Genomic DNA, 21,950 nt, shown 5'->3' with positions numbered 1-21,950 from the left:
CGGCGTCACTAGGGCGCGTCCCTATGGTGCTAATGGGTTCGCGCTCCGAGCACGCGCTGCGCAATCCCCACAACCTCCTCGGCTGAGATATCCCGCATGCAGCGGTGGTCGTTCATCTTGCAGATCGTGCTTTGGCAGGGCTGGCAGGCGAGGACGCCCTTTTCCAGCACCACGGTCGCGGCGAGGCCGTTGAGAGGGGCCCACAGATAGGGGCTGGTCGGGCCGAAGATGCCCATGGTGGGCGTGCCCAGGGCGGCGGCGATATGCATCAGGCCGGAATCGTTGGAGATGGCGACGCCGGCCGCGGCCATGGCGAGCACGCCGTTGCGCAAATCGTTGCCGGTGAGATCGCGGACGCCTGGGCCGCCAGCGGTCCCTCGTCCGCCCGCTGCGACGATCTCCTGGGCGAGGCCCTTTTCGGCGGGGCCGCCGACCACCCAGACTTCCAGCCCGCGCTCGACCAGCAGCCGGGCAGCTTCAGGGTAGTACGTCCAGCGCTTGGAGACGCCGACCGAGCCGGGGGCCAGCGCCACGGCTGCGCCGGCGCTGAGCCCATTGGCCTGTCGCCAGCGGACGATGTCCTCGCTGGGGACGCGGAGCTGAGGCACCGGCCATTCCGGCGGCAGGGGCGCGCCGTCGGGCTGGGCGAGGGCGGCGTTCTTGTCGATGAAGCGGGGCAACTTCTTTTCGCCCCAGCGCCAGCGATTGAGCAGTCCGAACCGGAACTCGCCGACGAAGCCGATCCGTTCGGGGATGCCGGCCAGCGCGGGCGCGATAGCTGCCTTCCAGGTCCGGGGCAGCACCAGGGCGGTGCCGTAGTTCCGCTCGCGCAAGAGCTTGGCCAGGCTGAACTGGCGGCTCATGGCGAGGCGGCCACGCGGCAAGTCCCAGATGATGCCCTCGCGCACGCCGGGCATGTAATCGACCAGCGGGGCGCACAGCGACGTCGTCAGGAGATCGACCGGCCGGTTCGGCCAACGCGCCTTCAGGACCCGCACCACGGTGTGATTCCGGACGAAGTCGCCGATCCACATGTAGGGAATGATCAGGATCGGGCGCGTGTCGTCCCGGTCTGGATCTCCACTAAATTGTGAATCTATATTCATTTTTTGAAGGTTCAGCGGGCAATGTGATGTGGCGGTTCGGTTACCTGCTCCGGACCGGCAGGTAAAGCCGGGAGAGTGCCGGTCCCAAAACGCTTACACTTTGGCGGACGATGCGCTACGGCAGGTATCGGGCCGCAAAAATTTGGGCAGGGATTTCGGAATGTTGCTGGTGACCGGTGGGGCCGGTTTTATCGGATCGAATGTCGTCGCCGCGCTCAATGAGGCCGGCCGCAGCGACGTCGTCGTCTGCGACCTGCTCGGGACCGAGGGCAAATGGCGCAACCTCGCCAAGCGACAAGTTGTGGATATCGTCCCCCCGGCCGAGCTGCTGGACTGGCTGAAGGGCCGCAAGCTCGATGCCGTGATCCATCTCGGGGCGATCTCCGAGACCACCGCGACCGACGGCGATCTCGTGATCGAGACCAATTTCCGCCTGTCGATGCGCCTGCTGGACTGGTGCACGGCGAATGCGGTGCCTTTCATCTATGCCTCGTCGGCGGCGACCTATGGCGACGGCGCTGACGGCTTTGACGACGACGCTTCGCTGCCGGCGCTGAAGAAGCTGCGGCCGATGAATCTCTACGGCTGGAGCAAGCATTTGTTCGATCTCGCCGTTGCCGAGCGCGTCGCGAATGGCGATCGGCTGCCGCCGCAATGGGCCGGGCTGAAATTCTTCAACGTGTTCGGTCCCAACGAGTACCACAAGGGCTCGATGATGAGCGTGCTGGCGCGCCGCTTCGACGACGTCAGGGCGGGCCGCGTCGTGCAGCTGTTCAAGTCGCATCGCGACGGCATCGAGCACGGCGACCAGCGCCGCGATTTCATCTATGTCGACGACGTCGTGCGCGTCGTCATGTGGCTGCTCGCGACGCCGTCGGTGTCCGGCCTGTTCAATGTCGGGACCGGCAAGGCGCGCAGCTTCAGGGACCTGATGCTGGCGGCCTATGCCGCGCTCGGCAAAAAGCCCAACATCGAATACATCGACATGCCCGAGAGCATCCGCGACAGCTATCAATACTTCACCCAGAGCAAGGTCGATCGCCTCCATCGCGCCGGCTATAACGGCGGCTTCACGACGCTCGAGGACGCGGTGAAGGCCTATGTCGGCGATTATCTCGACCGGCCCGACCGCTTCCGCTGAGGCCTCTCGACCATGCCGACACCCATCCTCGACTTCGATGCCCTCGCACAAGCCATCTCAGGCCGCACTGTGCTGTGCATCGGCGACATCATGCTGGACGAGTTCGTCTATGGCGAAGTGTCGCGGATCTCGCCGGAAGCGCCCGCGCCGGTGATCTCGGCCCAGCGCAGCGAGATCCATATCGGGGGCGCCGGCAACGTCGCGCGCAACGTCGCCGCCCTCGGCGCGCGCTGCATCTTCGTCGGCCTCATCGGCGAGGACGATCCGGGCAGGCGGCTCGCCTCGGCGCTGGCGGTGCACGCCGGCATCGACAGCGTTCTGGTGTGCGACCCGTCGCGTCCGACCACGCGAAAAGTCCGCTTCGTCTCCGAGCATTTTTCCACGCACCTGCTGCGTGCCGATTGGGAGCAGGCGCTGCCGGCTTCCGATACGATCGAGACGAAGCTGATCGAGGCGATCCTGCCGCAGCTCGCGCGCGCCGACATCGTGCTGCTGTCCGACTACGCCAAGGGTGTTTTGACCGCGCGCGTGATCCGCCACACCATCGACGCGGCGCGAAAGCTCGGCAAGCCCGTCATCGTCGATCCCAAGAGCCTCAACTGGGCGATCTATCGCGGCGCGACGCTGCTCACGCCCAACCGCAAGGAATTCTCGGAAGCCACGCGCAGCCGCGCCGACACCACGCCGAGCATCGTCGCCGCCAGCGAGGACGTGATGCGGCTCGCCGATTGCGAGGCGATCCTGGTCACGCTCGGCGAGCACGGCATGACGCTGGTGCCGCGTAGCGGCGAGGCGGTCCATGTTCCGGCATTCCCGGTGAAGGTGCGCGACGTCTCCGGCGCCGGCGACACCGTCGCCGCCGCGCTCGCGGTGGCGCTCGCGGCGGGCGCCGATTGGGACACGGCGCTGCGCATGGCCAATGCCGCCGCTGCCGTCGCCGTCGGCAAGCAGGGCACCGCCAGTGTCAGCGCGGCCGAGCTGCGCCGAAAGATCCTGCCGCATGCCTATCGCGCCGCCGAGGAGAAGATCGTGCTCGATCCGGGCGCACTGGACGCGCAGCTCGCCGAATGGAGGAGGCAGGGCCAGCGCGTCGGCTTCACCAATGGCTGCTTCGACATCCTCCATCCCGGCCACGTCAAGGTGCTCACCGCAGCACGTGCCGCCTGCGACCGCCTGATCGTGGGTCTCAACAGCGACGCCTCGGTCCGACGGCTGAAGGGCGCCGATCGGCCGGTCCAGGACGAGCGCGCGCGTGCCGAGGTGCTGGCTGCGCTGGAGGCGGTCGATCTCGTCGTCATCTTCGAGGAGGACACGCCGATCGAGCTGATCACCAGGATCAAGCCCGGCGTGCTGGTGAAGGGCGGCGACTACACCCGCGAGCAGGTCGTCGGTCACGAGGTCGTCGAGGCCGCGGGCGGGACCGTCGTGCTGGTGGACATCCTCCAGGGCTTCAGCACCACGGCGCTGGTGCATCGCGCACGGGGAGGGGGCACGTGACGGCGCTCGCCCGCGGGACGGCCGGCCAGATGCTCGGACGGCGCCTGCGCAGCCCGGCAGCCTGGCGCGAGACCGTGGACATCCTGGCGGTCCTGACCGCGGCTTCGCTGCCATGGTCGACGTCGCTCGCGGGGATCTTCAACGCACTGATGCTGCTCTGCATGGTGCCGTTTCTCGACGTCCGCGCGTTCCTGCAATTCCTGAAGCGTCCGATTTGCATTGCGCCGATCGCACTGGTCGTTCTCGCGCTGGTCGGCACGCTATGGTCCGACGCGTCCTGGGGCGCGCGCCTCTATGCGGTCAATCCGACCGTCAAGCTGCTCGTGCTGCCCATCCTGCTCTACCATTTCGAGCGCTCGCAACGCGGGCATTGGGTGTTCGTCGCCTTCCTGGTGTCCTGCGCGCTGTTGTCGGTGATGTCGTGGCTGGTCGCCTTCTATCCCAACCTCGCGCTCAAGACCGATCCGCCCGAACGCGGCATCTTCGTCAAGAACTACATCGACCAGAGCCAGGAATTCACGCTCTGCGCGGTCGCGCTCGCCTATCCGATCGTGACGCTGCTGCGCGAAAAGCGCTACTGGCTCGCCGGGCTGCTCACGGCGCTGGCGCTCAGCTTCTTCGTCAACATGGCCTTCGTGGTGGTGTCGCGCACGGCGCTCGTCACCATTCCGATCATGTTCGGCGTGTTCGCGCTGCTTCATCTGAGGTGGCGCAGCATCGCGATCGTCGCCGCCGCCCTGCTTGCCGGCGCCGTTCTCGCCTGGCAGACCTCGCCGCATTTGCGTCAGACCGCCGAGAAATTTACCGACGACTACACCCGCTATGCGGAAAAGGGGGAGCCGACCTCGCTGGGCCTGCGGCTCGAATTCTGGCGGAAATCGCTCGGCTTCTTCGCGGAGGCGCCGATCGTCGGGCACGGCACGGGCTCGACCCGCGGATTGTTCGAGCGCGTCGCGACGCCCAGCGGGCGATACCAGGCGTCCGCCGAGGTGATCGGCAATCCGCACAACCAGACGCTGAACGTCGCCGTGCAATGGGGCGTCATCGGCATCGCAATCCTCTACGCGATCTGGATCCTGCATCTGCTGTTGTTTCGCGGCGACGGGCTTGCCGACTGGATCGGGCTCCTGGTGGTGGTGCAGAACGTCTTCACCTCGCTGTTCAACTCCCATTTGTTCGACTTTCACGAGGGCTGGATGTACGTCATCGGCGTCGGCGTTGCCGGCGGCATGGTGATCCGGGCACGACGGGCCGAGGACAAGGCGGGGGAAGCTGGTTCCTGAACGGCCGGCGCGGCTGCCTCGACTGGCAAGCTGGCATGTCTTGCCGAGATGGGCTATCAGCCGGTCAGGTTGCACCTAACGGGATTTCATCGGTCGGCGGATGACGCGTCTTTCGCATCTCACCTTGCGCAATTTCCTGATCGCGCTCCACGACCTGCTGGCGACCACGGCGGCGCTGTTCGTCGCCTTCTATCTGCGATTCGAGGGCGGCGACGGCTTCTACGATCGCCTGCCGCTGCTGATCCAGATCCTGCCCTATTTCCTCGCCTTCAGCGTGGTCGTGTTCTTCGTCTTCAACCTGACCACCACGAAATGGCGCTTCATCTCGCTGCCGGACGCGCTGAACATCATCCGCGTCGCTACCGTGCTGACGGTCGCCCTTCTCGTCCTCGACTACATCTTCGTCGCCCCCAACGTCCGCGGTGCCTTCTTCCTCGGCAAGGTGACGATCATCCTCTACTGGTTCCTCGAGGTCTCCTTCCTCAGCGCATCGCGCATGGCGTACCGCTATTTCCGCTATACCCGGGTGCGGCGTCATGCGAGGACCGATGATGCCGCCCCGACGCTGCTGATCGGCCGTGCCGCCGATGCGGAAGTGCTGTTGCGCGGGATCGAGAGCGGAGCGATCAAGCGCATCTGGCCGGTCGGCGTGCTGTCGCCATCGAGCTCCGACCGCGGCCAGTTCATTCGCAACGTGCCGGTGCTGGGCGGCATCGACGATGTCGAGGACGTCATCGCGGACTTCGCCAAGCGCAACAAGCCGATCGCGCGGATCGTGATGACGCCGTCGGCGTTCGAGCCGGAGGCGCATCCGGAATCGGTCCTAATGCGGGCACGAAAGCTCGGCGTCATCGTCAACCGCATGCCTTCGCTCGAGAGCGGGGACACGCCGCGCCTCACCGCCGTCGCGGTCGAGGACCTCCTGCTGCGGCCCAGCGAGACCATCGACTATGCGCGCCTCGAAGCCCTGATCAGGGGCAAGGCGGTGATCGTCACCGGCGGCGGCGGCTCGATCGGGTCGGAGATCTGCGAGCGTGTCGTCGCCTTTGGCGCCGCGCGTCTCTTGATCGTGGAAAATTCCGAGCCGGCGCTCTATGCGGTCACCGAGACGCTCGCCGGCACCACGGCCGCGATCGAGGGGCGGATCGCCGACATCCGTGACCGCGAGCGCATCATGCGCCTGATGGCCGAGTTTAAGCCGGACATCGTGTTCCATGCCGCGGCGCTCAAGCACGTGCCGATCCTCGAGCGCGACTGGAGCGAGGGCGTCAAGACCAACATCTTCGGCTCCATCAACGTTGCGGACGCAGCGCTCGCCGCCGGCGCCGAGGCCATGGTGATGATCTCGACCGACAAGGCGATCGAGCCGGTGTCGATGCTGGGCCTGACCAAGCGCTTCGCGGAGATGTACTGCCAGGCGCTGGATCACGACCTCGCCGCCGCGGGGCACGGCGCCAAGCCGCCGATGCGGCTGATCTCGGTCCGGTTCGGCAATGTGCTGGCCTCGAACGGCTCGGTGGTGCCGAAGTTCAAGGCCCAGATCGAGGCCGGCGGACCGGTGACGGTGACGCATCCGGACATGGTCCGCTATTTCATGACCATTCGCGAAGCCTGCGATCTCGTCATCACGGCGGCCACGCACGCGCTCGGAACGCAGCGTTCGGACGTCTCGGTCTACGTGCTCAACATGGGCCAGCCGGTGAAGATCGTCGATCTTGCCGAACGCATGATCCGCCTGTCCGGCCTGCAGCCGGGCTACGACATCGAGATCGTGTTCACGGGCATGCGGCCGGGCGAGCGCCTGCACGAGATCCTGTTCGCCTCCGAGGAGCCGACCCGGGAGATCGGCGTCGCCGGCATCATGGCCGCGCAGCCGAACGAGCCGCCGATGCAGACGCTGCGCAAATGGATTGCCGCGCTCGAGCAGGCGATCGCGCGCGACGACCGCGCCACCATCAGGACCATCCTGAAGGATGCAGTTCCCGAATTCGGGTCGACCGCGGCCTGACCATGCAACCTCAAGGCAAGATCGTCGTCGCGAGCCAGCATTACCCGCCCGACGCGAGCACGACGGCGTCGATCATGGCGGAGATCGCCGGTCGTCTCGCCGAAGACCACGAGGTCGTCGTGCTGTCGGGCTCGCCGGGCGCGTTACCGGCCTCGCAGGCCGGCCCGGGCAAGCCGCGCGTCGTCATGGTCAAGAACCGCATGGCGGGCAAGGCGGCGCTGGTGCGGCGCGGCGTGTCCGAACTGCTGTTTGCAGGCCGCACGTTCCTGGCGCTGATCCGCGAGCTGAAGCGGGGCGACGTCGTGCTCACCGTCACCGCGCCTTTCATGCTGCCTTACGCGGTCGCGGCGGCGGCAAGGCTGAAGGGGGCGCGGTCGGCGCTGATCATGCACGACCTCTTCCCCGACGTGCTGGTGATGGCGGGGCTCCTGAAGCCCGGCTCGCTCGTGACGCGGACGATGCGCGTGCTCAATAGCCTCATGTTCCGTGCGCTCAATGTCGTCATCACCATCGGCCGCGATGCCGAGCGTCCGCTGCTGAGCTATTCCGGCATGAGGCGCAACAAGATCCGCTTCATCCCGAACTGGGCGACGCTCGTGCCCGGGCCGCGTCCTTTGTCGCAGGACAATCCGTTCCGCAAAGGTCTCGCCGCGCGCTTCATCGTCGGGCTATCAGGCAATCTCGGCTTCACCCACGATCCCGAGATCGTGTTCGAGGCCGCGCGCCTCTTGAAGGACGATACGGACATTCACTTCCTGCTGTCCGGCTGGGGCATCGGCTTCGAGCGGCTGAAGCAGTTGCAGGCCGAGGCGAACCTGCCCAATGTCTCCTTCGTGACGCGCGTCGCCGATTCCGAGCTCGAGGCGTTTCTGGCGTCCGCCAATCTCTGGATCATTCCGTACCGGAAGGACGTTGCGGGGGTGTCGGTGCCGAGCCGGTTCTATAATCTGCTGGCGGTCGGCCGTCCCGTGGTGCTGGTGTCCGAGCCGGAGGCCGAGGCCGCGTTGACCGTGGTCGAGAACGGGCTCGGCTGGGTCGTGACGCCGGGCCGCGCCGATCGGCTCACCGACGCGATCCGCGCGGCGTCCCGTTCCGATGACGGCGCCATGGCGGAGCGGGCGGTGAAGGCGGCATCGCGCTTCGACCGGACCGTCGCAATGGACGCCTATGCCGGCCTGATCGAGGAATTGTTGCGCAACCCTGACCTTGCGGAGCAACGATGAGCGAGAAGAAACCAGTCGTCCTGGTGACGGGAGCGAGCGGCTTCGTCGGCCGCCATCTCACGCCGGCCCTGGCACGCGCGGGCTGGTCGGTTCGCCGTGCAGTCCGCAGCCCGAAAGGGATCGACGACGAGGTCGTGGTCGGATCGATCGGCCCGGAGACGGGCTGGCAAGCTGCGCTCGAGGGCGCCGACGCCGTCGTCCATCTTGCCGCGCGTGTGCATCACACGCGCGAGAAGAATGCGGATCAGATCTACCGCGACGTCAACATCGCAGGCACGCTGCATCTGGCACGCTGTGCGGTGGCGGCCGGCGTGCGCCAGTTCATCTTCGTCAGCACCGTCCTCGTGCATGGACGCAGCAATGACCGGCGCGCGCCGTTCAGCGAAGACGACGTCCTGACGCCGCGCGGTCTCTACGGCTTGTCGAAGGCCGAGGCCGAGGCCGGCCTGAAGACGCTGGCGCGTGACAACGACATGAATATTTCGGTGATCAGGCCGCCGCTAATCTACGGTGCGGGCGCCAAGGGCAATTTCGCGCTGCTGACGCGCGCAGTGGACCTCGGGCTGCCGTTGCCCTTCGGGGCGATCCGCAATCACCGCGCTTTTCTCGCCGTGCAGAACCTGTCGTCGTTCATCCTGCACCGGCTTGGCCGTCCCGACCCGGTGAGCAATTTCGAGATATTCCTGGTGGCCGACAGGGAACAGGTCTCGACCGCCGAATTCATCGCGCATTTGGCGAAGGCGTCCGGCAAGCACCCGCGCCTGTTCGCCGTGCCGCCGGCCCTGCTCGGTGCGGTTCTCAAGATGATCGGCCGCCAGAACACGCGAGACAGCCTGATCGGCTCGCTCGAGCTCAACATCTCGAAGGCGCTCGCGACCGGCTGGCAGCCGCTGGTCTCGCTCGACGAGGGTTTGCACCTCGCGCTGTCGTCTCAGGACACTTGAGGGCGCGAGAAGCGCCGCAGCACGAATGCGATCGCGATCGCGCCCGCGAGCAGACAGGCGATCGCGGCCGCCGTCGAACCGGCGCGAACGGTGACGACGGCAAGCAATGCCAGCACGAGATTGAGCACGAATACTTCGCCGATCACCTGCGCGACCGTGAAGCCGTTGTCGGTCGCACGCTGATAGAAATGCGAGCGATGCGCCGACCAGAACTGTTCGCGGCGCAGGATACGGCGAAACAGCGTGATGGTGGCATCCGCGAGGTAATAGCCCGGGAGCAGCAGCGCCGCGGCGGCTTGCCCGTGCCAGGCGAGATCGAGCAGGCACCAGCCGAGCAGAAGGCCGATCGGCAGGCTGCCGACATCGCCGAGGAACACGCGTGCGACCGGCTTGTTGAACGGCGCAAAGCCGAGCATGGCGCCGCACAGGGCGGCCGCGAGCAGGCTGGCGGACGGGGAGAGGTCGCCGAACCATCCGAGCAGCCCGAGCGCGGCGGTCGTCGGCACCACTTCGGACACCGTCATCAGGTCGAGCCCGTCCATGAAATTGACGAGGTTCACGAACCAGACGCCGGCGATGACGATGAGGACGCGTTCCAGGGCAAGCGGCAGCGCGGGCACGATCCGCAGCGTCTCCGGTGCCGCATGGACGATGGTGGTCACGGCCGCGGCCTGCAGCAACAGCCGTACGCTGACCGGCAGAGGCCTGATGTCGTCGACAAGCCCGACCAGCGCGATCAGCATGGCGGAGCCGATCAGGGCCAGGGGAATCGCGCCATGGGTCCAGGCAGCCCAGGGCGCAGCGACCAGCAGCGTCGCTGCGACGACGGCGATCCCGGCGCCCTGCGGCGTCGGGATGCGATGCGAGGACCGCGCATTCGGCCGCGCCAGCGCATAACGCTGCAGCAGCGGCATGCTCAGCCGGGTGATGCAGGCGGAGATCAATGCGGCCAGCACGGCCGGCGCAAGCAGAAACAGCACCAGTCCGGCCGCAAGGTCCGGACCTGCGACCAGCGTCGTCACTCCGGCACCCCGATCGGGGCCGATCCTTGCGCGGCTTTCTCCGCGCTGAGGATCCATACGAGCCCGCCGATCGCGCCGACGATGAAGAACACGGCGCCGAACAGCAGCGAGACGTTGACGCCCTCGTTGGCGGCGAGCCCGGCGAAACCGAATGCAAGGCTCATCGTGGCTTCACGCACGCCCCAGCCGGCGATCGAGATCGGCATCAAGGTGATCAGCATCACGGGCGGGACGAGCAGGAAGACGTCGCTGAAGCCGACCGGGGCCGCAATCGCCTGCACGACGCACCAGGCGATGACGACGGCCAGCACGTGGACCAGGATCGACAGGACCGCGATGATCGGCCCGCGGGTGGGGCTGAAGATCACGCGATTGGCGATCACCGCGCACGCATGAATGTGATGCGTTGCCCACCAGGTTTTCAGCCAGCGCCATTTCAGGGCGCCGAAGATCAGGAAGCCGAGGCCGCCGGCGAGCGCCAAGAGATCGATGAGCAGCAGCGCCGAACGCCCGTGCGGATCGGTGATGAGCGTGTAGCTCCACGGCAGGCTGGCGACGATGAGGATCGCGAGCGCGATCAGGCCGATGGCGCGATCGACGAAGATCGAATAGGTGGCGGCGCGCCAGCCGGCGCCGGCGCGCGCGACCAGCCACAGCCGGACCGCATCGCCGCCGATCGCGGACGGCAGCGTCTGGTTGAAGAAGGCGCCGATCACGTTGTAGCGCATGGCGCGGGCGAGCTCGAGCGGCGCGCCGCATTCGGCGCTAATCTCCCGCCAGCGCAGCACGCCGACGAAGATCTGCAGGAACGTGACCGCGATCGCCACGCCGATCCAGACCAGGCTGGTCACCGTGAAGCGCGAAAACAGTTCGGACAGGTCCACCTTGCGCAGCGCCAGATAGAGCAGCGCCGCGGAAATCAGGATCTTGGCCGCAGAAAGCAGGATTCGGCGCATCTCGCCCGCATCAACAGGGTTTGCGAAGATTGGGAGGCAACCCGACGCGAGGCGCCGAATTCGGCCGCTTTGGTATGGTTTTGGCGCCGATCTTGCAATAGCGGTTATGAAGGCATTTATGCCGGCCGTCATGAAAGGCGAGGCGGGCTATTGCGACCCCCTCCGGGCCGCGGCTAAACAGGCGCTGCGGGCTCAGTATCCCTTGGGAACAGGATGACGGATCAGGCGATTTTGGTCACGGGCGCTGCCGGCTTCATCGGCTTCCACGTCGCCCGGCAGCTCCTGGGCGAAGGCCGGACCGTCGTCGGGCTCGACAATCTCAACACCTATTACGATCCGGCGCTGAAGCGGGCGCGCCTTGCGCTGCTGCGGAACGAACGCCGCTTCTCCTTCGTCGAGGCCGATCTCGCCGATCGCGGGACGATCGCGGCGCTGTTTGCGCAACATCGTTTTGCAGAGGTCGTGCATTTCGCGGCCCAGGCCGGCGTGCGCTATTCGATCGAGCAGCCGCACGCCTATGCCGATTCCAATCTCCGGGGCTTTCTCAACGTGCTCGAGGGCTGCCGCAACAATGGCTGTCGTCACCTCGTCTACGCCTCGTCATCGTCCGTTTACGGCGCCAACACAAAACTGCCATTTGCGGTTGCGGACCGCACCGATCACCCGGTGAGCCTCTACGCCGCGACCAAGAAGGCGAACGAATTGATGGCGCAGTCCTACAGCCATCTCTACCAGCTGCCGGTCACGGGCCTGCGCTTCTTTACCATTTACGGGCCGTGGGGACGGCCTGATATGGCCATGTTTCTCTTTGTAGATGCCATTTTGGCAGGGAGGCCAATCCGGCTCTTTAACCATGGAAGGATGCGTCGCGACTTCACTTATGTTGATGACGTGACCCATGTAGTATCCCGGCTGATCGATCGTGTGCCCGCGGACGATCCGGCTGCCGCAAATGCGCCGTCAAAGATCTACAATGTCGGCAATCACCGTCCGGAGGAACTGATGCATGTCGTCGGTCTTCTGGAACGGGAGCTGGGCCGGACGGCGATCAAAGAATTGCTGCCGATGCAGCCGGGAGACGTGTTGGAAACGTTCGCGGATGTCGAGGACCTGATGCGCGATACCGGCTTTGCGCCGTCAACGCCGATCGAGCACGGGGTCCATAAATTTGTCACCTGGTATCGGGACTACTTCAAGGTTTGAGATGACGATGGACAAACGCATAATCCCACTGATCATGTGCGGCGGTGCCGGCACGCGCCTGTGGCCGGCCTCCCGCGAGGTGCGCCCCAAGCAATTCCTGCCGCTGTTCGGCACCCGCTCGACTTTCCAGGACACGCTGCTGCGCGTCTCCGATCCGCAGCTGTTCGACCGGCCGATCGTTATCACCAACGCGTCCTATCGCTTCATGGTGCTGGAGCAGCTCGCCGAGATCGGCATCGAGGCCGACGTGATCCTCGAGCCGATGCGGCGCGATTCCGGGCCTGCGATTGCCGCCGGCGCGGTGTTCGCGCAAAACCGCGCCAATGAGGCGATCGTGCTCGCGCTCGCCGCCGACCACGTGGTGCGGGACAATGCCGCCTTCGTCGCCGCATGCCGCGAGGGCCTCGCGGCCGCGAATGCCGGACGCATCGTCACCTTCGGCGTCAAGCCGGAGCGGCCGGCGACCGAATATGGCTATATCAACCCGGGCGAGGCGATCACCGGCGAGGTGCACGCGGTCGCGCGCTTCGTCGAGAAGCCGGACGCGGTGAAGGCGTCCGACTACGTCAATTCGGGCTATCTCTGGAACAGCGGCAACTTCATGTTTCCGGCCGCGGTCCTGCTCGACGAATACCGCAGGGTCGATGCGGCCAGCGTGGAGGCGATCGCCAATGCGGTCAACAATGCCGGCCGCGATCTCGGCTTCGTCACGCTCGAGCCGCAGGCCTTCGGCGCGGCGAAGGCGATCTCGATCGACTATGCCGTGATGGAGAAGACCTCGCGTGCCGCCGTGGTGCCGGTGTCGTGCGGCTGGTCCGACGTCGGCTCCTGGCTCGCAGTGTGGGAGTTGTCGGAGAAGGACGCGCAAGGCAACGCGGCACACGGCACCGCGGTGTTCGAGGATTCCCGCAACTGCAACGTCACCACCGATTCCGCGCTGGTCGCGCTCGAAGGCGTCGACGATCTCGTCGTGGTCGCGACCGCGGATGCGGTGCTGGTCTCGCGCCAGAAGGATGCCAACGGGCTGAAGCGTCTCGTGACCAAGCTGAAGGCGGTCGCGCCGAAGGTCACCGAGGAGCATCTCAAGGTGCACCGCCCCTGGGGCAGCTATCAGTCCGTCGACAATGGCGAGCGCCACCAGGTCAAGCGCATCGTGGTGAAGCCGGGCGGCCGGCTGTCGCTGCAAAAGCATCACCATCGGGCCGAGCACTGGATCGTGGTGCGAGGTACGGCCCAGGTGACCGTCAACGACACCGTCAAGGCGGTGCACGAGAACGAGTCGATCTACATCCCGATGGGCGCCGTCCACCGGATGGAGAATCCCGGGAAAATCATGCTGGAGCTGATCGAGGTCCAGACTGGAAGTTATCTCGGGGAAGACGACATCATCCGGATTGAAGACGACTACCAAAGGTCGTAACCAGCAAGCTCCGAATCACGCGACCCGGGCCGGAAGAGCGGTATCTTTCCGGCTTAAGGCCCGGGGAACGTGTAACTTTTTGAATCAAATCGTGTCCGGACCGATAGCGGGGCATTCGCCACAAATGTGGCGCCCGTGCTAGAAGCGGCGCCGGGGATTTGGATTGAATCGGGGTTCCATCAGATGAGTTCCAAAGGATTTGCGTCGGCAAAGGCCGGCCTGCGCGTCGGCGTCATTGGCGCGGGCGTGATGGGCAGCAACCATGCGCGTGTGCTCGCGGGCCTACCCGGCGTCAGCCTGGTCGGCATTGTCGATCCCTCGCCGGCGCACCGGACGCGCACCACCGAGCTTGCGGGCTGCCCGGGCTTCGAGACGCTCGACCAGCTCCTCGCCGAAGGCGTCGATGCCGTCACTATCGCGGCGCCCACCCATCTGCATCACGAGATCGCGCTCGCCTGCATCGCCAGGAAAATCCATGTGCTGGTCGAGAAGCCGATCGCGTCCACGGTCGAAGAGGGCCGCGAGATCGTCGCCGCCGCGCAGAAGGTCGGCGTCACGCTGATGATCGGCCATGTCGAACGCTTCAATCCGGCGGTCGCCGCCGTCAAGCAGGCGATCGCGGGCGAGGACATTCTCTCCATCGCGATCACGCGCGTCGGCCCGTTCCCGCCGCGCATGTCCAATGTCGGCGTCGTCATCGACCTCGCCGTGCACGACATCGACCTGATCCGCTGGTTCACCGAATCCGACATCGTCGAGGTGCAGCCGCAATTGTCGAGTGCGGTCGCCGAGCGCGAGGACATCGCGCTGTTGCAGTTCCGCACCGCCAACGGCGTGCTCGCCCACATCAACACCAACTGGCTGACGCCGTTCAAGGCCCGCAGCGTCACAGTCGCGACGCGCGACAAATACGTGATGGGCGATCTGCTGACGCGCCAGGTCACCGAATGCTTCGGCTTCAAGCCCGACGGCAGCTATTCGATGCGACATCTGCCGGTCGGCCATGACGAGCCGCTCCGCGCCGAGCTGCTCGCGTTCCTGAAGGCGGTGCGCAACGGTGAGACGCCGGCGGTCACCGGCGACGAGGGCGTCGCCAGCCTCGAGATCGCCACCCGGTGCCTGGAAACGCCGTCGCGGCCCGCGGCGACGTCGGTTGCCCGCAAGGGCCCGCGCCGCATCGCCGGCTGATCCCCTTTTCATGTCGACCACGCAAGAAGGCGCCAAGAACCAGACCATGAACCAGCATCTGCGTTCCGAACCCATTCCCTTCATCGACGTCGCCTCGCAGCGCCGCCGTCTCGGCGCCTCGCTCGATGCTGCGGTCAAGCGCGTGCTCGATCATTGCCAGTTCGTCAACGGCCCCGAGGTCGCCGAGCTGGAGAAGCAGCTCGCGGCCTATTCCGGCGCCAAGCACGTGATCGGCTGCGCCAGCGGGACCGATGCGATCCTGATGGTGATGATGGCGAAGAACGTCGGCCCCGGCGATGCCGTGCTGTGTCCGTCCTTCACCTTCATCGCGACCGCCTCGCCGGTGGCGCGGACCGGCGCGACGCCGGTTTATGTCGACGTCGACGAGACGACCTTCAACATGAGCCCGGAGTCGCTCAGGCGCGGCATCGCGAGCGCCCGCAAGGCGGGGCTGAAGCCGGTTGCGGTGATTCCGGTCGATCTGTTTGGCCAGCCCGCCGATCACGACGCCATCGCCGAGATTGCCCAGGCCGAGGGCCTGTTCGTGCTCGACGACGCCGCGCAGGGGTTTGGCGCGAGCTACAAGGGCCGCAAGCTCGGCACCTTCGGGCTCGCCACCGCGACCAGCTTCTTCCCGGCAAAACCGCTCGGCTGCTTCGGCGACGGCGGCGCGATCTTCACCGATGACGACGAGCTTGCGGTCACCTTGCGCAGCATCCGCGTGCACGGGCAGGGCGTCGACAAATACGACAATGTCCGCCTTGGCCTCACTGGCCGGCTCGACACCATGCAGGCCGCGGTCCTGATCGAGAAGCTGAAGATCTTCGACGACGAGATCGCCGCCCGTAACAGGGTCGCGGAGCGCTATGCGCGCGGGCTCGGAAATGTGGTCACCGTGCCGCGTCTCAGCCCCGGCAACACCTCGGTCTGGGCGCAGTACACCATCCGTCTGCCTGAGGGCACCAACCGCGACGGCTTTGCCGCCGCGCTGAAGGCCCAGGGCGTGCCGACCGCGATCTATTACGGCAAGTCGATGCATCAGCAGACCGCCTACAGGCAGTATCCGGTCGCAGAAGGCGGCCTGCCTGCTTGCGAGAGCCTGTCGCAGGACGTCATCAGCCTGCCAATGCACGCCTACCTGACGGAAGCCGACCAGGAGCGAATCATCGCCGCCGTGCGCGGCGCGATTTCGGCCTGATTTCGGCATTTTGCTGCTCTTTCCCTCTCCCCTTGTGGGAGAGGGTGGCTTCGCGAAGCGAAGCCGGGTGAGGGGTCTCTCTCCGCGCGGAAAGTGCCGGGAGAGACCCCTCACCCTATTGAATTTGTATCGACCTGCGGCGCTGCCCTCTCCCACAAGGGGAGAGGGCACAGTAATGCGCATCGCAAGCCGAGCGCCCGTCTTTTTTGATCACGTCAAACTTCAAAGCCTTATCGTTAGGCTTATAAGTCTCTAAAACAGACGCATGCTCGGACGCATCTTCACGGTTGGCGGATATACGCTGCTCTCGCGGGTGACGGGGTTTGCCCGCGACATCATGCTCGCGGCAATCCTTGGTGCCGGCCCGGTGGCCGACGCTTTTTTCGTGGCGCTGCGGCTGCCCAACCATTTCCGCGCGATCTTCGCCGAGGGGGCCTTCAACGCGGCCTGGGTGCCGGCCTATGCGCATGTCCACGGCGAGAAGGGCGGGGCGGCCGCACGCCTGTTCGCCGACCGCATCTTCACGCTGCTGCTGGCCTCGCAAGTGGTGCTGCTGATCGTTGCCTGGCTGTTCATGCCGCAGGCCATGAGCATTCTGGCGCCCGGCTTTAGTGAGGATGCCGAGCAGCGCAAGCTCGCGATCGAGCTGACCCGGATCACCTTTCCCTATCTGCTCTTGATCACGCTCGTCACGCTCTATGGCGGCATGCTCAACGTGATGCAGCGCTTTGCCAGCGCCGCCGCCGCCTCGATCTTCCTCAACGTCGCGATGATGATGACGTTGGCGGTGGCCGTCTGGTTTCCGACCGCGGGCCACGCCGCAGCCTGGGGCGTCCTCATCTCCGGCTTCCTGCAATACTTCCTGCTCGCCGGCGATCTCGCCCGCCATGGCGGCCTGCCGCGCTTTGCGCCGTTGAAGCTGGATGAAGACGTCCGCGGCTTCTTCAAGGCGCTCGGCCCCGCGACGCTGGGCTCGATGGGCACGCAGGTCGCGCTGTTCGCGGACACCATCATCGCGACCTTCCTGCCCGCCGGCGCGCTCTCGGCGCTCTATTACGCCGACCGCCTCAACCAGCTTCCGATTGGCGTCATCGGGATTGCGATCGGCACGGTGCTGCTGCCGGAGATGTCGCGGCGGATCACGGCCAACGACCACGACGGTGCGATGAGGGCGCAGCGCCGCGCGTTCGATTTCACGCTGTTGTTCTCGGTGCCCTTCGTCGCTGCATTCATCACCGTGCCCGACGCGATCATGCGCGCGCTGTTCGCCCGCGGCGCGTTCTCGAAAGCCGATGCCGCCGCCGCCGGCGCCACGCTCGCGGCCTATGCCATCGGCCTGATCCCCTTCGTGCTGATCCGCAGCGCGGTCGCGACCTTCTATGCGCGGAAGGATACGGCGACGCCGGTTCGGGCGTCGCTGACCGGCATCGCCGTCAACGTCGCGCTGAAGGTCGCCTTGATGGGATCGCTTGCCCAGATCGGCCTCGCGCTGGCAACCGCCGTCGGCGTCTGGACCAATCTCTTGCTGGTGCTGTTCTTCGCCGTGCGCCGAGGCTTTCTCGTGCTCGACCGCGCCTGGCTGTTGTCGCTCGCCAAATTCCTGTTGACCGGACTGGTCCTGGCCGCCGCCTTCTGGCTGATCGCGCGCTTCAGCCCGGCCGCTCTTGCCTCCATGCACGCCTTCCGGGACGAAGTGACGCTGGCGCTGCTGGCCCTCGGTGGCACGATCATTTATGCGCTCGCGATCCTGACGCTGTTCGGTCGGGCCTGGCTGGTCTCGCTGGTGCGCGGGTAGGGGCGGCGGCTCGAGACCTTGTCGGACCTGCGAGGGATCAAGCATTCTACGCGCATCATGCCGCAGCCCTTCGTGCCGTTCGCCGATCGTGATACGATCATCCAAAATTCAGGTGTCGTCCCACGGACAACAAGGCGAAGAGGCAGTGGCCATGCCATTCCGCGCTCCTTGGCAAACATCTCGGGTAGACCAATTCGCCACCAGCAATGCAGACCTGTTGATCCTGATCGGCCGCATCCTGCTTGCATGGGTCTTCGTTGGAAGCGCATACGGAGCACTTCTTAATTTCAGTGGCTCGGTGGGCTATTTTCGGTCGCTCAACCTGCCAGTCCCCTACCTGTTCACGATGTTGACCGTCGCGCTGGAAGTCCTGCTGTCGGTCGGCTTGATCCTCGGCATTGGAACGCGCTACTGCGCGATTTTGACTTTTCTTTTTGTATTGTCGGCCACTGCCATCGCACATCGTTACTGGGAATATCCCGCCGGTTCGCAGCAGATTGGGCAGTACAACCATTTTTTGAAGAACATCTCGATCATGGGCGGGGCGCTGTTGATCCTCGCCACCGGAGGCGGCCGGTTCTCCCTCGATCGAAGACTAATAGGCTAGCAGCGTCGCCCGTTTCGGCCGCTGCGCTCAGCGTGGCAGCCCAACACGCCGTCGCCCTTTCTCGTCGTTGCGAGCGAGAGCTGCCGCATGATGGCGCGCCTTGTCCGTTCGCTTTGGCGTCAACAGCCCGACGCACGGCTCCGCAGCTTGGCTGCTGCGAAGCCGCTGGCTTGACGCCTCATCGCGTCACTTCGCCTTGAGCTTGAACGCAACCTCGAGCAAATGGCCGAGGAATTTTGAGAGAGGCTTCACGCGCTCAATTGCGATTCCGAAGAAGAGCATCAACCACGTCGCCAGCGCGGCACACCATAGCAGGCTTTCCAATGTTTCGGGCATGAGGGTACCCTTTCAAACAAACATCTGAAATCCGATCAGTGTCGCCGAACAAGGTCCGCGCCACAAGTCTCCAAAAAGTGGCAAAGACGTCGGAATACTCGGCGGAGCGTTAGCTCGCCGGGGATACGCTATGAGCACGGCGTTTGGGTGCAAGCGCCGCGGAGCCGAATGCATCAATTGGTGGCCGACCAATTGCTCGTCGGCGGAAAACGATCTGGCAGACCTTGCATGCGTCAACCTCTAAGCCTCACCGCGGTCGGTCGTCCGAGACCATGACGAGGCGATTGCATTCTTTGTCGACGAGCTCGGATCTGAGCTTCGCGAAGATCGGCATCTCGACAAGGATAAACGCCGGGTCGTCATAGCGCTGCCCTGCAGCAGAGAGAGTGGCATTCTACGGGACCTGATGGAACGGACACAGGGCTCCGGAGATCCCCGCAGGCCGGCGCAATCTGCGGCATTGCCATGACCGATCCAGCGGGGCTTTTCCCGGCCTGTAGCCAATGTGCATGGCTAATCCCGTTTGCCTTGCCACTTTTTCCACGGCAATATGGTCCGCAAAACAACCATAGGACGGGAAAAGAAAATGGCGGCTCCCATCAAGTTCGGCGTTGGCCAAAGCGTGTTGCGCAAGGAGGATGACGCGCTCATCCGCGGCAAGGGCCGCTATACCGACGATTACGCGCCGCAGGCCGCGCTTCGCTGCTTGATGCTGCGCTCGCCGCATGCGCATGCCAAATACACCATCGATGTCAGCCGGGCCCGCGGCCTGCCGGGCGTGGCGCTGATCCTGACCGCCGACGACGTCAAGGATCTCGGCAATCTGCCCTGTCTGTTCAATCTCGAGACCGATCCCTTCACCGGCCCGCCTTACCCGATCCTGGCCAAGGACGAGGTGCGCCATGTCGGCGATTCCATCGCCTTCGTGGTCGCGGACACCATCGACCAGGCCCGCGACGCGATCGAGGCGATCGACGTCAAATGGAGCCCGCTGCCGGCGGTGACCGGCGTCGTCAATGCCGTGAAGAACGGCGCACCGCAGGTCTGGCCGGACAAGGCCGGCAACGTGCTGTTCGACGTCTCGATCGGCGACAAGGCGGCAACCGAGGCGGCCTTCGCCAAGGCGCATGCGGTGGCCGAAATCTCCATCGTCAATCCGCGCGTGGTCGCGAGCTTCATGGAGACGCGCGCGGCGGTCTGCGAATACGATGCCAAGCGCGACCATCTGACGCTGACGATCGGCAGCCAGGGCAGCCATCGCCTGCGCGACATCCTCTGCCAGAACGTGCTCAACATCCCCACCGACAAGATGCGCGTGATCTGCCCCGATGTCGGCGGCGGCTTCGGCACGAAGCTGTTTCCGTATCGCGAATACGCCCTGATGGCGGTCGCGGCGCGGCAGCTGAAGAAGGCGGTGAAGTGGGCGGCAGACCGCACCGAGCATTTCATGGGCGATGCGCAGGGCCGCGACAACGTCACCACCGCGAAGATGGCGCTCGCCGAGGACGGCAAGTTCCTCGCGATGGACTGCGACCTGATGGGCGACATGGGCGCGTATCTGTCGACCTTCGGTCCCTACATCCCGCATGGCGGCGCCGGCATGCTGCCGGGCCTCTACGACATCCAGGCCTTCCACTGCCGGGTGCGCACCATCTTCACGCACAGCGTGCCGGTCGATGCCTATCGCGGCGCCGGGCGGCCGGAGGCGGCCTACGTCATCGAACGTCTCGTCGATGCCTGCGCGCGAAAGCTCGACACGACGCCGGATGCGATCCGTCGCAAGAATTTCATCCCGCCGAAGGCGCTGCCGTACAAGACCGCCACGGGCAAGGTCTATGATTCCGGCGACTTCGCCGCGCATCTCAAGCGCGCGATGGAGATCGCGGAGTGGAAGGAGTTTGGAAAGCGCGCCAAGGCGGCCAAGAAGAACGGCCTGATCCGCGGCATCGGTCTTGCGAGTTATGTCGAAATCTGCGGCGTGATGGGCGAGGAGACGGCCAATGTCCGGCTCGATCCCAGTGGCGATGTCACCGTGCTGATCGGCACGCAATCGAGCGGGCAGGGCCACCAGACCGCCTATGCTCAGATCGTCGCCGAGCAGTTCGGCCTGCCGCCGGAGCGCGTGCATATCCGCCAGGGCGACACCGACGAGATCGCGACGGGCCTCGGCACCGGCGGCTCGGCCTCGATTCCCACCGGCGGCGTCTGCGTGGAGCGTGCTGCGGGCGATCTCGGCAAGAAGCTGAAGGAATTCGCGGCGCAGGCGCTGGAGGCGAGCGCGGGCGACCTCGAGATCACCGACGGCGTGATCCGGATCGCCGGCACCGACCGCTCGATCTCCTTCGCCGACCTCGCCAAGCGGCCCGGCGCCGATCCGTCGAAGCTGAACGGCAGCGCGACCTTCGCCAGTGCCGACGGCACCTATCCGAACGGCACGCATCTGGCGGAGGTCGAGATCGATCCGGCCACCGGCATCATCAAGATCGTCAACTACGTGATCGTCGACGATTTCGGCAAGACGCTCAATCCGCTGCTGCTGGCCGGCCAGGTGCATGGCGGCGCCATGCAGGGCATCGGTCAGGCGCTGATGGAGCAGGTGGTTTATGGCGCCGGCGACGGCCAGCTCATCACCGCGACGTTCATGGACTACGCGCTGCCGCGCGCGGCGGACGGGCCGGCCTTCGTGTTCGAGACCAACAACGTTCCCTGCAAAACCAATCCGCTCGGCGTGAAGGGGGCGGGCGAGGCCGGCGCCATCGGCTCCTGTCCGGCCATCGTCAACGCCATCGTCGATGCCCTCTGGCGCGAATACAAGATCGACCACATCGACATGCCGGCAACCCCGGAGCGGGTGTGGATCGCGATCAACGAGCACCACCGGCGCCACAGCCTGTGATTCCCAAGCAACGCGGAGCGTGTGCGGAACACCCTGCTCAGCCAACAATCCAAAGCGCGACGATCTGTCGTCGCGCTTTGGATGGAATGAACTCTGCCAGGTGGTGTTCGCCCATTGAGGGGTCGGC

17 protein-coding genes are annotated in these 21,950 nt (G+C 65.6%); 13 read left to right on the top strand and 4 right to left on the bottom strand.

The window, feature by feature from the left end:
- Positions 1 to 29: 29 nt before the first annotated feature.
- Positions 30 to 1,106, bottom strand: coding sequence for a lipopolysaccharide heptosyltransferase II (gene waaF, locus HAP40_RS26305; RefSeq protein WP_166815010.1), 1,077 nt, complete (start codon positions 1,104 to 1,106; stop codon positions 30 to 32).
- Between the two features lie 160 nt (positions 1,107 to 1,266).
- Here waaF and rfaD point away from each other — a divergent pair, with 160 nt between their 5' ends.
- From rfaD to HAP40_RS26275, 6 genes are all read left to right on the top strand, one after another.
- A complete protein-coding gene (rfaD, locus tag HAP40_RS26300; protein ID WP_166815011.1) occupies positions 1,267 to 2,247 on the top strand; it encodes an ADP-glyceromanno-heptose 6-epimerase in 981 nt (326 codons plus the stop codon).
- A 12-nt stretch (positions 2,248 to 2,259) separates the two neighbouring features.
- Entirely contained in the window at positions 2,260 to 3,744 is a 1,485-nt protein-coding gene (rfaE1, locus tag HAP40_RS26295; RefSeq protein WP_166815012.1) for a D-glycero-beta-D-manno-heptose-7-phosphate kinase, read from the top strand.
- On the top strand, positions 3,741 to 5,027 hold the full coding sequence (locus tag HAP40_RS26290) for an O-antigen ligase family protein (protein WP_166815013.1): 1,287 nt from the start codon (positions 3,741 to 3,743) through the stop codon (positions 5,025 to 5,027). Before rfaE1 ends, HAP40_RS26290 begins: the two co-directional genes overlap by 4 nt.
- 100 nt (positions 5,028 to 5,127) lie before the next feature.
- Positions 5,128 to 7,035 carry a nucleoside-diphosphate sugar epimerase/dehydratase gene (locus HAP40_RS26285; RefSeq protein ID WP_166815014.1) on the top strand — a complete coding sequence of 636 codons (1,908 nt, stop codon included), beginning with the start codon at positions 5,128 to 5,130 and terminating at the stop codon, positions 7,033 to 7,035.
- Between the two features lie 2 nt (positions 7,036 to 7,037).
- Positions 7,038 to 8,258 (top strand): glycosyltransferase family 4 protein, encoded by a 1,221-nt coding sequence (locus HAP40_RS26280; RefSeq protein WP_166815015.1) that lies wholly within the window; start codon positions 7,038 to 7,040, stop codon positions 8,256 to 8,258.
- Positions 8,255 to 9,202, top strand: a complete 948-nt coding sequence (locus HAP40_RS26275; RefSeq protein WP_166815016.1) for an NAD-dependent epimerase/dehydratase family protein — start codon at positions 8,255 to 8,257, stop codon at positions 9,200 to 9,202. The genes HAP40_RS26280 and HAP40_RS26275 overlap by 4 nt, the downstream gene beginning before the upstream one ends.
- Here the strand turns inward: HAP40_RS26275 and HAP40_RS26270 are convergent.
- Complete coding sequence (locus tag HAP40_RS26270; RefSeq protein WP_334270712.1) at positions 9,190 to 10,224, bottom strand: glycosyltransferase family 4 protein; 1,035 nt, start codon at positions 10,222 to 10,224, stop codon at positions 9,190 to 9,192. The two genes, HAP40_RS26275 and HAP40_RS26270, sit on opposite strands and share 13 nt — an antisense overlap.
- Positions 10,221 to 11,180, bottom strand: a complete 960-nt coding sequence (locus HAP40_RS26265) for a lysylphosphatidylglycerol synthase transmembrane domain-containing protein (RefSeq protein ID WP_166815018.1) — start codon at positions 11,178 to 11,180, stop codon at positions 10,221 to 10,223. The genes HAP40_RS26270 and HAP40_RS26265 overlap by 4 nt, the downstream gene beginning before the upstream one ends.
- Positions 11,181 to 11,393: 213 nt before the next feature.
- Between HAP40_RS26265 and HAP40_RS26260 the strand changes: the two genes are divergently transcribed.
- From HAP40_RS26260 to HAP40_RS26235, 6 genes are all read left to right on the top strand, one after another.
- A complete protein-coding gene (locus HAP40_RS26260) occupies positions 11,394 to 12,383 on the top strand; it encodes an SDR family NAD(P)-dependent oxidoreductase (protein WP_166815019.1) in 990 nt (329 codons plus the stop codon).
- 7 nt (positions 12,384 to 12,390) lie between these two features.
- A complete protein-coding gene (locus HAP40_RS26255; RefSeq protein WP_166815020.1) occupies positions 12,391 to 13,803 on the top strand; it encodes a mannose-1-phosphate guanylyltransferase/mannose-6-phosphate isomerase in 1,413 nt (470 codons plus the stop codon).
- A gap of 183 nt (positions 13,804 to 13,986) precedes the next feature.
- On the top strand, positions 13,987 to 14,991 hold the full coding sequence (locus HAP40_RS26250; RefSeq protein WP_166815021.1) for a Gfo/Idh/MocA family protein: 1,005 nt from the start codon (positions 13,987 to 13,989) through the stop codon (positions 14,989 to 14,991).
- 10 nt (positions 14,992 to 15,001) lie between these two features.
- Positions 15,002 to 16,189, top strand: a complete 1,188-nt coding sequence (locus tag HAP40_RS26245; protein WP_305793610.1) for a DegT/DnrJ/EryC1/StrS family aminotransferase — start codon at positions 15,002 to 15,004, stop codon at positions 16,187 to 16,189.
- Positions 16,190 to 16,454: 265 nt separating this feature from the next.
- Positions 16,455 to 17,984: a murein biosynthesis integral membrane protein MurJ gene (gene murJ, locus HAP40_RS26240; RefSeq protein ID WP_166815022.1), complete on the top strand. Its 1,530-nt coding sequence runs from the start codon at positions 16,455 to 16,457 to the stop codon at positions 17,982 to 17,984.
- Between the two features lie 151 nt (positions 17,985 to 18,135).
- Positions 18,136 to 18,591, top strand: a complete 456-nt coding sequence (locus HAP40_RS26235) for a DoxX family protein (protein WP_166819361.1) — start codon at positions 18,136 to 18,138, stop codon at positions 18,589 to 18,591.
- Positions 18,592 to 18,777: 186 nt separating this feature from the next.
- Here the strand turns inward: HAP40_RS26235 and HAP40_RS26230 are convergent, their stop codons facing one another.
- Positions 18,778 to 18,927: a hypothetical protein gene (locus HAP40_RS26230; RefSeq protein ID WP_166815023.1), complete on the bottom strand. Its 150-nt coding sequence runs from the start codon at positions 18,925 to 18,927 to the stop codon at positions 18,778 to 18,780.
- Between the two features lie 586 nt (positions 18,928 to 19,513).
- Between HAP40_RS26230 and HAP40_RS26225 the strand changes: the two genes are divergently transcribed.
- Positions 19,514 to 21,823 (top strand): xanthine dehydrogenase family protein molybdopterin-binding subunit, encoded by a 2,310-nt coding sequence (locus HAP40_RS26225; RefSeq protein WP_166815024.1) that lies wholly within the window; start codon positions 19,514 to 19,516, stop codon positions 21,821 to 21,823.
- Positions 21,824 to 21,950: the final 127 nt, after the last annotated feature.

This window comes from Bradyrhizobium sp. 1(2017) (genome assembly GCF_011602485.2).
In the GTDB taxonomy this organism is placed as follows: domain Bacteria; phylum Pseudomonadota; class Alphaproteobacteria; order Rhizobiales; family Xanthobacteraceae; genus Bradyrhizobium.
The sequence above is the reverse complement of the archived record's forward strand: the minus strand, read 5'-3'. Positions and strand labels throughout refer to the sequence as shown.